At 51.0% G+C, this 13,301-nt stretch carries 10 protein-coding genes; 7 read left to right on the forward strand and 3 right to left on the reverse strand.

All coding sequences use genetic code 11. The annotated features are described in order from the left end of the window. Positions 1-33: 33 nt before the first annotated feature. Together glyS and glyQ are read right to left on the reverse strand one after the other, a co-directional pair. Positions 34-2,118, reverse strand: a complete 2,085-nt coding sequence (glyS, locus tag H8L47_RS06645) for a glycine--tRNA ligase subunit beta (protein WP_186952528.1) — start codon at positions 2,116-2,118, stop codon at positions 34-36. 71 nt (positions 2,119-2,189) lie between these two features. Continuing rightward, positions 2,190-3,137: a glycine--tRNA ligase subunit alpha gene (gene glyQ / locus H8L47_RS06650; RefSeq protein WP_186952530.1), complete on the reverse strand. Its 948-nt coding sequence runs from the start codon at positions 3,135-3,137 to the stop codon at positions 2,190-2,192. A 373-nt stretch (positions 3,138-3,510) separates the two neighbouring features. Between glyQ and H8L47_RS06655 the strand changes: the two genes are divergently transcribed. Next, positions 3,511-5,994 (forward strand): GGDEF and EAL domain-containing protein, encoded by a 2,484-nt coding sequence (locus H8L47_RS06655; RefSeq protein ID WP_186952533.1) that lies wholly within the window; start codon positions 3,511-3,513, stop codon positions 5,992-5,994. Between the two features lie 4 nt (positions 5,995-5,998). Beyond that, entirely contained in the window at positions 5,999-6,265 is a 267-nt protein-coding gene (locus H8L47_RS06660; protein WP_186952534.1) for a hypothetical protein, read from the forward strand. Between the two features lie 6 nt (positions 6,266-6,271). On the opposite strand, the gene H8L47_RS06665 is transcribed toward H8L47_RS06660, so the two are convergent. Then, on the reverse strand, positions 6,272-7,270 hold the full coding sequence (locus H8L47_RS06665) for an aldo/keto reductase (RefSeq protein ID WP_186953096.1): 999 nt from the start codon (positions 7,268-7,270) through the stop codon (positions 6,272-6,274). A gap of 140 nt (positions 7,271-7,410) precedes the next feature. On the opposite strand from H8L47_RS06665, the gene H8L47_RS06670 reads away from it, so the two are divergent. From H8L47_RS06670 to H8L47_RS30220, 5 genes are all read left to right on the forward strand, one after another. Next, positions 7,411-8,325 (forward strand): LysR family transcriptional regulator, encoded by a 915-nt coding sequence (locus H8L47_RS06670; RefSeq protein ID WP_329605435.1) that lies wholly within the window; start codon positions 7,411-7,413, stop codon positions 8,323-8,325. Positions 8,326-8,459: 134 nt separating this feature from the next. Further along, entirely contained in the window at positions 8,460-9,038 is a 579-nt protein-coding gene (locus tag H8L47_RS06675) for a 3'-5' exonuclease (RefSeq protein WP_186952535.1), read from the forward strand. A gap of 71 nt (positions 9,039-9,109) precedes the next feature. Beyond that, positions 9,110-9,292 (forward strand): hypothetical protein, encoded by a 183-nt coding sequence (locus H8L47_RS29680; protein ID WP_230413618.1) that lies wholly within the window; start codon positions 9,110-9,112, stop codon positions 9,290-9,292. Positions 9,293-9,322: 30 nt separating this feature from the next. Then, entirely contained in the window at positions 9,323-9,883 is a 561-nt protein-coding gene (locus H8L47_RS06680) for a hypothetical protein (RefSeq protein WP_230413619.1), read from the forward strand. A 117-nt stretch (positions 9,884-10,000) separates the two neighbouring features. After that, on the forward strand, positions 10,001-13,054 hold the full coding sequence (locus H8L47_RS30220; RefSeq protein ID WP_186952537.1) for an alpha/beta hydrolase family protein: 3,054 nt from the start codon (positions 10,001-10,003) through the stop codon (positions 13,052-13,054). Positions 13,055-13,301 lie beyond the last annotated feature (247 nt).

The following is a 13,301-nucleotide window of genomic DNA, read 5'->3' on the forward strand; positions in this document are numbered from 1 at the left end:
GTTCCATTGTGTTTCTGGTGTTTCAATGCCACCTCAGGCCGCCAGCTTGGAAATGTCGGCAACCTGGTTCATCATGCCATGCAGGCTTGCCAGCAAAGCCAGGCGGTTGTTACGCAGCGCCAGGTCTTCTGCATTCACCATGACATCATTGAAGAAGCTGTCCACCGCTGCACGCAGGGCTGCCAGGGTTTTCAAGGCGCTGGCGAAATCACCTTTGGCGAATGCGGCATCGACTTCCGGCTTGACATCGGCCATGGCCTTGGCCAATGCCTGCTCGGCAGCTTCCTGCAGCAAGGCTGGCTGGACTGCACCAGGCGTACTTTCGGCTTTTTTGAGGATATTGGTAATACGCTTGTTGGCAGCAGCCAGTGCTTCTGATTCTGGCAGGGCAGCAAAGGCTTGTACAGCTTGCAGACGTTCAACGATGTTATCCAGCGTGTCAGGTTGTTGAGCAACCACAGCTTCGACTTCATTTTGAGAAAAGCCCTTGTCGCGCAACTGGCCACGCAGACGGTCGAACACGAAGTTCAGCACATCGGCTGTTGGGTCTTTGAAATTGGGATTGCCAGCGAACAGTGCTACCGCATGTGCTAGCAGGGTATTCAGCGACAGCGGCAAGCGTTTTTCTACCAGCATGCGCAAGATACCCAGAGCATGGCGGCGCAGCGCAAACGGATCACGGTCACCGGTAGGCTGCAAGCCTATGCCCCAGATACCAACCAAGGTTTCCAGTTTGTCTGCCAGTGCGACGGCAGTGCCTGTCAGTGTCGCTGGCAGTGCATCGCCAGCGAAACGTGGTTGATAATGTTCAGACGCAGCAGCGGCAACATCCGGGTGCTCACCATCATGCTGTGCATAGTAAGTACCCATGATGCCTTGCAGCTCAGGGAATTCACCCACCATGTCGGTCAGCAAATCTGTCTTGGCCAGCAAGGCAGCGCGCTCAGTCAGGGTAACATCGCCATTCAGGCTGGCAGCAATCTGGCCTGCCAGGGTTTTAACGCGCTGAGTGCGTTCAGCCTGGCTTCCCAGTTTATTGTGATAGACCACGTTCGCCAACAAAGGCAGGCGAGATTCCAAGGTCTTTTTCTTGTCTTGTTCAAAGAAGAATTTGGCGTCTGACAAACGCGGGCGCACGACGCGCTCATTACCCTGGATGATGTATTGCGGGTCGCTAGTTTCAAGATTCGAGACGATCAAAAAGCGTGAACGCAATTTGCCTGTGGCATCCGTCAGGGCAAAATATTTCTGATTGGTCTGCATGGTCAGGATCAGGCATTCTTGCGGTACAGCCAAAAACTCTTGCTCGAAATTGCATTCATAGACCACTGGCCATTCCACCAGGGCGGTGACTTCATCAAGCAGGGATTCAGGCATCAGCACCTGGTCTGCACCTGCTTTGCCCAGCAAGGCGGCACGTATCTGTTCTTTACGTTCATTGAAGCTGGCGATGACTTTGCCTTCGGTTTTCAGGCTGGCGGCATAGTCTTCTGCCTTGGCAATGCTGACTTCACCAGCGGACAGGAAGCGGTGGCCCTTGGTAATGCGGTCGCTATTCAAACCCAACAGGGACAGTGGCACAATATCAGCGCCGTGCAGGGCGATGATTTTGTGCACAGGGCGCACAAAATGCACGGTCTCGCCGTCAGGACGCTGGTAACTCATGACTTTAGGGATAGGCAGTTTACCTATGGTTTCTTCCAGTGCAGTTTGCACTGCTGGCGCCAGGGCAGTACCCGCTGCTGTATAGCTGTAAAAGAAGCTTTCAGCCTTGCCATCGACAGCACGTTCCAGGTCACTGACCTGCAAGTTAGGGAAACCCAGTGCCGCCAGTTTCTTGCCCAGTGGGGCGGTAGCATTGCCAGCTGCATCCAGTGCGACGGATACCGGCAAGACTTTTTCGCGCATCAGTTTGTCCGGGGACGTTGCGCGTACACCAGTGACGCTGACAGCCAGGCGGCGTGGAGATGCATAGCTGGTCGCTACAGACTCAGCTTCCAGAAAATCGCGTGACTTCAAACCAGCGACGATGCCGGCGCTAAATGCTTCACCCAGTTTGGCCAGTGCCTTGGGTGGCAGCTCTTCGGTAAATAATTCTACTAACAGTGTTTGGCTCATATTTCTTATCCTACGTTCTGGCGCGTTGCCAGAATCTATTTAATGATGTTCTTGTGGGCTAGGCGTAAAGCTTATGCAGCAGTAACAGCAGCAGGGGCAGGCTTATGCTTGTCGTCCGCAGCGCACATAGGGAAACCCAGTGCCTCACGCGATGCATAGTAAGCCGCAGCCACTGCACGCGACAGATTGCGTATGCGGCCTATGTAGGCAGCACGCTCAGTCACCGAAATCGCACCACGTGCATCCAGCAAGTTGAAAGTATGCGCAGCCTTCAAGATCATTTCATAAGCAGGCAATGCCAGAGACTTTTCCGTCACTTCCAGCAGGCGCTTGGCTTCTGCTTCGTAGTTGGTGAACAGGGAGAACAGGAAATCGGTATTCGAATATTCAAAGCTGAAAGTCGATTGCTCAACTTCATTTTGATGGAATACGTCGCCATAAGACAGGCGCACGGTCTTGCCGTTTTCTTCACGCTCGGTCCAGACTAGGTCATAGATATTATCTACGCCTTGAAGATACATGGCCAGACGCTCCAGGCCATAGGTAATTTCACCCAGGATAGGCTTGCAATCAATACCACCTACTTGCTGGAAATAAGTGAATTGCGTGACTTCCATACCATTCAGCCAGACTTCCCAGCCCAGGCCCCAGGCACCTAGGGTAGGGTTTTCCCAGTCATCTTCAACAAAGCGTATGTCGTTTTGCTGCAAATCCAGGCCCAGGGCTTTCAGGGAACCCAGGTATAGGTCGAGGATATTTTCTGGTGCTGGCTTCAACACGACCTGATATTGGTAGTAGTGTTGCAGACGGTTAGGGTTTTCACCATAACGGCCATCCTTGGGGCGGCGTGATGGTTGTACATACGCCGCACGCCAAGGTTCAGGCCCGATGGCACGCAAGAAAGTGCCGGTATGCGAAGTACCCGCGCCCACTTCCATATCGTAGGGTTGCAACAGGGCGCAGCCTTGCTTGTCCCAGTAATCTTGTAATGTCAGGATAATTTGTTGAAATGTGAGCATCGTGCTATCTGCCTTTGTCACTTCTTGAAGAAGCGATGAATAAAGTTTGCCAAACCTTAGATTTTAACGGCTTTTGCGCTGGATAGGCGAATTTGCTTGATGTTGTTTTGTTAATTTTGAGGGCATAAATGAGGAAAATCTTAAGACCTTTAACCACAGAGACAATGACATACAGAGAAATTACAGAGAAAATCAGAAGGGAATCAATAGATTATTTATTGTTTTGCAAATATTTGTTTTGTATTGTGTAACGCAATTGCAGCATAAATAGGCAGCTTGCCTCCGGTGGTTTTTGTTGCAATTCGCTTGGCTACGCGGTATAAAAATCCACTTGCCAATAAAAACAGCGTGCTGAATGGGAGACCTCAACGACATGGCTATAGCTGACCAGCCCCTTACTTTGGATGCCGAGTCACATCGGCTGGAAGAGTGGTATCTCTTGTTGGGGGAGCTTTCCCATTGTTTGTGGTACACGACAGAATTGTCAGAGATGTTGCGGGGCTTCTGTCGCATATTGGTGCAGCGTGCTGCTTATCTTTTTGCTGAGCTGGAGCTGGACTTAGGGGATAAGTCGGAAGTTTATCGTTTTCGTGCCGATAGAGAGGCTGGAAAAGAGACAAAATACCTGGTTTTGCCCCTCCAGCGTTATGGTGATGTACTGGCGCAATTGCGGGTTGGTGCTGACTTTGATCTTAGTGAAAGTAGCGATGCATACAATATCCTTAGCCGTTTCGCCAATGAATTGGCTCAAGCTATCCATTCCCTAAGCAGCACCCACGAACACCATGATCTGCAAGACAATATGGAAATGCTGGCGCTCTCAGTGCAGCAAAGCCCGTTTGCGGTTGTCATTACCAATGCAGATGGTGAACTCGAATATGGCAATGACAGTTATTGTCGTATTTCTGGCTATGCGTTGAGCGAAGTGCTGGGCACGCACGTGTTCTGGAATTCTGGTGACCCTGCTGATGAAAAAGTCATGCGCAACATCAAGGCGCTCAAGGTCGGTGAGCATTGGCAAGGCGATGTACTCAGTCACCGCAAGGATGGTACTACTTATTGGGAGCGGCAGATTATCAGCCCCTTATGCAATATGAAAGGGCATATTACCCATCTGGTCGCGGTCAAACAAGATATTACCGATAGCAAATTCCAGTTGAAGGAAGTCGAGCAAGCCTTGCTCTTGCGTGAGCAAGCCCTGGTATCGAGCAGTAATGGCATCATGATTACCCGCAGTGATGACAGCGACCACTCCATCGTCTATGTGAATCCTGCTTTTGAGCGTATCACTGGCTATACAGCGCAGGAAGTCATAGGCAGGGAAGGGCGCTTCCTGGTCAGGGAGGACCTGGCGCAACCAGATTTGCAAGAGATACGCTCAGCTCTACGCGAGAAAAGATCAGGCTGCGCCTTGCTTCGCAATTACCGCAAGGACGGAACCCAGTTCTGGAATGAATTGCATATCTCTCCCGTCAAGGATGCGACGGGCGCCGCTACTACGCATTTTGTCAGTGTCATCAATGACGTTAGTGAGCGTGTCAATTACCAGAAAGAGCTGGAATACCAGGCCACCCATGATAGCCTGACTGGCCTGGCAAACCGTAATTTACTCAACGATCGTATCACTCAGGCCATCGCCTGGGCCAAGCGCCAGGATTTATCGGTGGGTTTGATGTTGCTTGATCTTGATCATTTCAAACTCATCAATGATGCCTCCGGCCACGGTGCCGGGGATGAAATGTTGAAGCAGGTAGCCAACCGGCTCAGCCATTGCGTGCGCGAAACTGATACGGTGGCCCGTCTGGGCGGTGATGAATTCGTCATCATTCTCACCGATTTGCCAGAGACTGGTGATGTTGATATCGTCGCTGAAAAAATCCTGGCGGCCCTGGCGCGCCCTTTCGAAATCAACGGGCATGATGTGTTTGTCACCGCCAGCATAGGTATTTCGCTTTACCCCAGAGATGGTGATCATGGCGAGATATTATTGCGTTATGCCGACATTGCCATGTACCGCGTCAAGGAACATGGTCGTAATAGCGTGCGCCAGTTTATTCCCGAGATGGGTGTCACCGCCATCAGTCGCCTGAATATGGAGGGCGCATTGCGTCGTGCCCTGGAACGGCATGAACTCACTCTGCACTACCAGCCCAAGATAGAACTTGCTACAGGTACTATAGTCGGCGCAGAAGCACTGGTACGCTGGCATCACCCACAGATAGGTTTGATACACCCCATAGAATTCATCCCGCTGGCAGAAGAAACTGGGCTCATCCTGCCTCTGGGCGAATGGGTGCTGGCAGAGGCATGCCGCCAGCAAGTCAGCTGGAAAAAATCCGGCATGGCTGATTTGAAGATTGCCATCAATATGTCACCGCGCCAGTTCCGGCAAGAGGACTTATCCGATCGAGTTGCTGCCATTTTTGCCGAAACCGGTGCCGACCCATCCCATGTCACGCTGGAGCTGACCGAGAGCATGGTCATGCAGGATGTCAACAGTACTTTGGTGGCGCTGCGCGCATTGAAAAAATTGGGGGTGTCGATATCCCTGGATGATTTTGGCACCGGTTATTCCAGTCTCTCGTATTTACGGCGTTTCCCCATCGATGAACTAAAAATAGATAAGTCCTTCATTAATGACATCCACGAAAATCCTGACGATGCGGCGATTGCCAGCGCCATCATTGCCATGGCCTTAAGCCTGAGTTTGAGTGTCGTGGCCGAAGGTGTAGAAAAGAAAGAGCAAGCCGAACTCTTGCGCAAAATGGGTTGCAGCCAGGTGCAGGGATATTATTTTGGCCGCCCCATGGATGCAGCAGGTTTTGCCGCTCGCTATCGTGAGCATATCAATGAGTAAACTCATGAATAAGCTGATCTGGCGCAATGGTAAAGTAAGCGAAATCCCGGAATTGCTGATGGCAGCAACGCTGGAAAAATCAGCCGCTGTCGGCGCGGCGACTGTGTATCATTTCAAGCATGATGGGCAGGAAAAACTGGCGATTTCCCTGCCCGATGGTCAAGCCTTGATCATAGAGCCTCTACCCAGCGGCAGGCCACGCAGGCGGCGTGTCGATCCTCCTAAAACTGCGCAACTTGATCAGCTTTCAGATGCTGCTGATAAAAGCTGAATTGTTTCACGGATGTTCACTATCGAGCAAAGCCATGGCATGATCGTTGTAGCGATTACCTGCTACTGCATCTGTTGGAACTGCGGCAGAGATTGCCTGCAAATCTGCTGCATCCAGTTCGACATCAAGCGCACCCAGTGCCTCTGTCAAACGGTCGCGACGACGTGCACCTACGAGAGGAATGATGTCTTCGCCTTGTGCCAGTACCCAGGCGATTGCCGCTTGCGCCACGCTGATGCCCTTGCTGTTGGCGATGCCGCGCAATGCTTCGACCAGAGCCAGGTTACGCTCCAGATTGCCATCCTGGAAACGTGGGCTGATGCTGCGAAAATCCCTGGTGCCAGCATGGCGTTCCGGGCTCCAGTGACCACTGAGCAAACCACGCGACAATACGCCGTAGGCCGTGATGCCTATGCCCAATTCGCGGCAGACTGGCAAAATCTCAGCTTCTATGCCGCGTGAAAACAGCGAGTACTCTATCTGCAAATCACTGATGGCGTGGACAGCCGCCGCACGGCGCAGGCTGGCAGCACCGGCTTCCGACATACCGATGTGGCGCACATAACCAGCTTTTACCATATCGGCGATGGCACCTATGGTGTCTTCCACCGGCACCTGCGGGTCTATGCGTGCCAGGCGATAGACATCTATGTGATCAGTACCCAGGCGTTTCAGGCTATACGCCAGGGCGTTCTTGACGGCTGCCGGCCTACCATCCATACCTATCCAGTTGCCTGCCGGGTCTCGCAATGCGCCAAACTTTACGCTGATCTTCACCTTTTCACGCGGCAGGCTTTGCAGTGCTTCTTGTATCAGTAATTCATTATGGCCCATGCCATAAAAATCACCCGTGTCGAGCACGTCTATCCCTGCATCCAGCGCCGCATGGATAGTGGCGATGCTTTCGCCGCGATCAGCCGGGCCATATAAATCCGACATGCCCATGCAACCCAGGCCCAGTGCTGAAACTGCCGGGCCTTGTTTGCCCAATTGGCGTGTTGTCATTTTGTTCTGTGTCATGCTGAAACTCCTTTGTCATTGCCTCAGCGGGTTTGCTGAAGATGTAGTCATTGTAGTTAGTCAGAATTTATAGATAAATACGTTAAAATTGCCATTACTGTGCAAAAAATCTAAACAATGTGTGAATGATGGACAAATTTCAGGCTATGCAGGTCTTTATCGCCGTGGTCGAGCAAAGCAGCTTCACCCGCGCTGCCGAGCAATTGCAAATGCCCAGGGCTAGCGTCACCCTGAGCATCAAGCAACTGGAAACCCATTTGGGCACGCGCCTCTTGCAAAGAACCACACGCCAGGTGAATACCACTGCGGATGGTGACGCTTATTACCAGCGGTGCGTGCGTCTGCTGGCTGACCTGGAAGAGACAGAATCCGCATTCAGCCATAGCCTGCTTAACCCGCGTGGCAAGCTCAGGATTAATTTGCAAGGTTCGCTGGGCAAGTATTTCGTCGTCCCGGCCCTGCCTGGGTTTAGTGCCAAGTATCCTTTGATAGAACTCGAGGTCGGCATGAGTGACCGACTGGTTGACCTGGTACGGGAAGGCGTTGATTGCGTCTTGCGTGGCGGTGAGTTACGCGACTCCAGCTTGATCGCCAAACGGGTAGCACTGATGACGCAAATTACCTGTGCTAGCTGCGGTTACCTACAAAAGCATGGCGTACCGGAGACGCTGGATGATTTGCCTGCACATCTGGCAGTGAATTATTTCTCGTCACAGACGGGCCGGAATATGGATTTTGAATTTGTCATCGACGGTAAAGTACAGACCACGGCCTTGAAAGGACAACTGGCAGTCAATGATGTTGATGCCTATGTCGCAAGCGCAGAAGCGGGTTATGGCCTGATACAACTGCCGCGCTTCCATGTGGCTGCCCAACTGGTAGCAGGCAGCATGCAGGAAGTCTTGCCAGGGATGCGGCCACCGCCCATGCCTGTATCCATACTGTATCCCCATCACCGGCAGTTATCGCCCAGAGTCAGGGTGTTTGTCGAATGGCTGACGGAATTGATGGAAGCGCATGCAGACAAATTCAGGGCTTGAACAATATTAAAAATGTATTATTTATCTGGCTGGCTTATAGTTTGTGGCTTATTTCCACTATTTTTGTCCTCGCACAAGCCATAGTAGCAAGTCAACACCTGACATATCCACCTTGTTTCCCTTATCATGCTGTCATGACAGAAGATCAGGAAGTTCTCCTCCCCCCTTATCCTGGTGTCCAGGAAAAAGACATACTACTGGTACAAACGCCAGCAGACGCAGAGCAAGCCTATGCAGAGATGCAGGCAGCCGATATTTTGGGTTTTGATACCGAATCCAAGCCGGTATTCTTCAAGGGCCAGCAATCCGATGGTCCGCATCTGATACAACTCGCTACCGACAGCAAGGCTTACCTCTTTCCCACAGTCAAGGTGCAAAATACCGACGCCGTGAAAGCCTTGCTGGAATCCAAAGAGATACTTAAGGTTGGCTTTGGGCTCAGCGATGACATGAAACGCCTGAAAATCAAACTTGGTATCTCGCCACAGCATGTGCTTGACCTCGCACGTGCCATGCGTGAGAGCAAGCAGCGTGACATGGGGGCGAAAGCAGCAGTGGCCAAATATTTTGGCATGCAATTGCAAAAATCCAAGAAAACCTCGACCTCCAACTGGGCTACCCCAGCTCTGAATGACAGACAAATCATGTATGCCGCCAATGATGCGCAAGTGGCATTGCTGGTCTATAGAAAGTGGTTGGCACTTAAGCAGTGATGCAGCAGGGATGAACTTAAAGCTGCCTCCGGGGTCAGATGGCTCACGATAGCTGCGCTGATAGGAAATGTATGCTGACCAGAAAGAAGGTGCTGTTGCTGCTTGCTGGCGCTTGTTTTAGTTTGTTTAACCAGGCAGCACAGGCAGATGGCCTGGCAGATTTAAAGGCTGCACTGGCGCGTTTGCCAGGTCAAACTCCTTTAAAGGCCATAGTCGAAGCAAAAACCTGGAGCCGTCAGGGAGAAGGTAAATAGCTTGAAGAGCAAAACGGCCAAGTTAGCATCATGCTTGATGATAGCTCGCGTGGCTTGCAGCTGCTTTACAACAAAGACTTATTGACGCGTCTGGAAACAGAAGAGCGTGCCAGGGAGAAAGATCCCAAAGCCAAAACACCCACCATTGCTGCCATTAAGGAAGTAAATTCATCAGAGCTGCGTCCCATGATTTCTGCAGTTGGTAATCTGTCGCGGGCACTCGAGAAAGCCATATTTAAAACCGAAAAAACCGATGCCATCTATAACGGCAAAGCGGCTCGCTTGCTGAGCTTTGAGATACCTGTTGAAAAGCTCTCGGAAAAAGAACGCAAATACGTCAAAAAATTCGATGGCAATCTGGAAATCTGGATCGCCGCTGATGGTACGCCTATGGGCAGCCGCTTGCATCAGGCTATTTCCGGGCGTGCTTTCGTGGTCATCAGCTTTGACACCAAATACGAAGAAGAGCTGGTATATGGCGTGAGCGGCGACCGACTGATCATTATAAAAAAAGAAAGCAAGAACAGTGGCTCAGGCGCGGGTGAGAAAGGTGAGATGCGCGTCATCAAATCTTTGCAAGTGCAATCCTGATATGTTTAAGCATTGCTGCAACGCAATAACGATAATGCATAATTGTTTTGTCGATTTATTTTGGTTTGACATTACAATGTAGTGATGTAAAGCTAGTCTCCAAGAAAGGTATTTCCAGTGTTTAGCACGCATTCTTCCTCTCCTTCTTCAGTTTCTGCCCCTAGTAAACACAAACTGCGCAACTTAACCGCTATTGCTTTGCTGGTATGTCTGGCTTATGGGGTCTATGTTCCTGTTACCAATGCCGCCTCGGTGCTGGCAGAAGGCTCTGCAGCAGTTGCAGTGAATACAAAGAAAGTCATCAGCCATGACGTCTATGCAAATTGGCGCAGCATACAGGGCAATGTTCTGAGCCGTGACGGCAACTGGGCCGCCTATGCTCTGGTAGGGCAAGAGTCTGATGGCGAAGTCGTCGTCAGGAATTTGAAGGATGGTCGCGAATTACGTGCGCCGCGTGGCACTACACCGGCATTCAGTGCGGATGGACGTTATCTGGCTTTTGCGATTGCACCAACCAGGGTAGAGCTGGACAAGGCCAAGAAAGAAAAAAAGAAGGGGGATGACTTGCCCAAATCTGGCCTGGGTATCATGAATCTGGCGACTGGGAAAATCGAAAACCTGGACCGGGTAAAACGTTTTGCCTGGCCAGAAGAAGGGGGCAATTTCCTTGCAGTCTTGCTCGATGCACCCAAGGAAGCAAAAAAAGAAGCAAAAAAAGACGCTGAAACTGCCGCGAAGGATGAAGACGATCAACAAGCAGCTACCGCCAATGCTTCAGCAAAGAAAAAAGATACCGGCACAGAGTTTTTATTGATGGATGTGGCAAATGCCAAGCGCGATAGCTTCAAAGACGTCGCTGATTTTACCTGGTCTAAAAATGGTGAGCTACTGGCTTTGAATGTCATCACCAAAGACACGCAAAAAGAGGGCGCGCGGGAAGGTGTCTACCTGATCAGTCCGCAAGACTTGACGCCACGTGCAGTCATGGCTGGGGCTGGCAGTTACAAGCATATGAATTTTGATGAGGCAGGACGACAACTGGCTTTCGTCAGCAATCGTGATGATCTTACAAAGAAGCGTGCTGAAGCAGAAAAATCTGGCAAGAAAAGCGCTGATGCTGACAAGACTGACAAAGCCGAAAAAGAAATTACTGCTTTCAACCTGTATTACTGGCGAGCTGGCGATAGTGAAGCCAAAGCCATCGTCACTGCCGACACTGCAGGTCTGCCTACGGGTTGGCTGCCAAGTGAACATGCCAGTCTGAGTTTCAGCAAGGATGGTCAGCGCCTGTTCTTTGGTACGGCAGAACTGGCCAAGGCTGATCCCAAAGATGCACCAGAACCCTTCAAGGTTGATCTTTGGCACTGGAAGGATCTTGAGCTGCAATCCATGCAAAAGGTCAGGGCCGAGAAAGAGAAACAGCGCAGTTACAAGGCTGTATTTCATATTGCTGAGCAACGCTTCGTCCAGCTTGCCAACAAGAATATCCCGAATGTGTTGATCAATGATAATCCGCGTTTTGCCATGGGGGGCAGTGATGTGCCTTACAAGATGTTGCAGTCATGGGATGCGCTGTATCACGATGCATATGCAGTAGATTTGCAAACTGGCCAGGCTCGTTTGCTGGCGCAAAAACTGCGCTATGTGCCCAGCCTGTCGCCAGGTGGAAAATACGTCATGGCCTTTGATGCCAACAGCAGTATCTGGTATTGCTGGTCAACCGTCGATGGCAGCAAAATCAACCTGACTGGCAAAATTAAGGCACGTTTTGAAGATACCAAGCGCGATACGCCAGAGGTCAAGGACGCCTATGGCTTCGCAGGCTGGACCGAAGATGATGCAAGCGTAGTCTTGTATGATCAGTTTGATTTGTGGGAAGTAAATCTGCAGAATCAAAGCAGCCGTAACCTGACTGCAGGCTATGGCCGCAAGCACAATCTGGAATTGCGTTATGTTCCTTTGGATATGGAGAAAAAACCTCCTGCTGACGAACCTTCCGCAGTGGCCGAAGCCAAGGCTTTGCCGAAGGGGGCCTGGATATTGGCAGCTACCAATGAAGGTAATCGCTCCACTGGTTATTACCAGCAAAATCCAAAATCTGGTGAACCCGTAAAATTGATACATGGCGATAAAATGTTTGCTGGGCTGATCAAGGCCAAGAAGGCAGATACGGTCTTGTTCACTCAACAAAGCTTCACGGAATTTCCGGACTTGTGGAGCAGTAACCTGGCTTTGCAAAGCCCGCAAAAAATCAGTAACGCCAATCCCCAGCAAGCCCAATTCAACTGGGGCAAGCAGGAAATGATTGAATACACCAGCCTGGATGGCAAGAAACTCAAAGCCTTGCTGGCCAAGCCTGAGAATTTTGATCCGGCAAAAAAATATCCGATGATGGTGTACATCTATGAAAACATGTCAGACAATCTGCACCGCTATGTCGCACCTGCACCTGCCCAGAACATCAATGTCACCCGTTACCTGAGTAATGGCTATATCGTATTGCGCCCGGACATCGTCTATAAAACCGGGCATCCGGGTAAGAGCGCGTACAACGCTGTTGTGCCAGCAGTACAAAAAGTACTGGCGCAAGGCTATGTTGATCCCAAGCGCGTGGGCATACAAGGCCATAGCTGGGGCGCTTACCAGATCAATTACCTGATCACGCAAACCAATATGTTCCGTGCTGTCGAAGCAGGCGCATCCATGGCAAACATGATCAGTGGTTATGGCGGTATACGCTGGGGCACAGGCATGAGTCGCGCCTTCCAGTATGAAAAGCAGCAAAGCCGTATAGGTGGCGCACCCTGGAACAAGACGGCAGAATACATAGAAAATTCACCGATATTCCATGTCGATAAAGTTCAGACGCCTTACCTGACTATCCATAATGATGATGACGATGCCGTGCCATGGTATCAGGCCATAGAATTTTTCACGGCCTTGCGCCAGTTGGGCAAGGAGGCTTACTGGTTCAATTTCAACGGTGAAAAACATGGCTTGAAAGAGCGTGACAATATGAAGTATTTCACGGTACACATGGCGGAGTTCTTTGATCATTACCTGCTGGGCAGCCCACGCCCAGAATGGATGGACAAGCCTGTTCCTTATCTTGAGCGGGGCAAGCGCGATGTGATGGGGCAATTCAAGCCTGTGGGGGCGAAGGCTGATTAAGGCAACAGAGTCCATTCGTGGCTCTTTGCTGGTTGACAGATTGGCCCGTGCTGGAATGTTTTAGCTTCATCTCCAAGCCATTTGCAAGCACCGCAGCGGGAGAGGTAAGGGTGAGGATGGGGTTCATTCGATAAACCGTATTCAAATTATCGTCGCTCCAGCGAAGGCTGGAGGCTACCGGGCTGGCGCTCCAGTGGCGTTCGTCGTGCACTTGAGTCGTTATTAAAGCGATTGCCCTTCGTGGATA

It is taken from the genome of Undibacterium umbellatum, assembly GCF_014284125.1.
Lineage (GTDB): Bacteria > Pseudomonadota > Gammaproteobacteria > Burkholderiales > Burkholderiaceae_D > Undibacterium > Undibacterium umbellatum.

Bases quoted from the DNA above. Each gene is read 5' to 3' on its own strand.
- glyS (WP_186952528.1), bottom strand. From the start codon at position 2,118: ATGAGCCAAACACTGTTAGTAGAATTATTTACCGAAGAGCTGCCACCC.
- glyQ (WP_186952530.1), bottom strand. From the start codon at position 3,137: ATGCTCACATTTCAACAAATTATCCTGACATTACAAGATTACTGGGAC.
- H8L47_RS06655 (WP_186952533.1), top strand. From the start codon at position 3,511: ATGGCTATAGCTGACCAGCCCCTTACTTTGGATGCCGAGTCACATCGG.
- H8L47_RS06660 (WP_186952534.1), top strand. From the start codon at position 5,999: ATGAATAAGCTGATCTGGCGCAATGGTAAAGTAAGCGAAATCCCGGAA.
- H8L47_RS06665 (WP_186953096.1), bottom strand. From the start codon at position 7,270: ATGACAACACGCCAATTGGGCAAACAAGGCCCGGCAGTTTCAGCACTG.
- H8L47_RS06670 (WP_329605435.1), top strand. From the start codon at position 7,411: ATGATGGACAAATTTCAGGCTATGCAGGTCTTTATCGCCGTGGTCGAG.
- H8L47_RS06675 (WP_186952535.1), top strand. From the start codon at position 8,460: ATGACAGAAGATCAGGAAGTTCTCCTCCCCCCTTATCCTGGTGTCCAG.
- H8L47_RS29680 (WP_230413618.1), top strand. From the start codon at position 9,110: ATGCTGACCAGAAAGAAGGTGCTGTTGCTGCTTGCTGGCGCTTGTTTT.
- H8L47_RS06680 (WP_230413619.1), top strand. From the start codon at position 9,323: ATGCTTGATGATAGCTCGCGTGGCTTGCAGCTGCTTTACAACAAAGAC.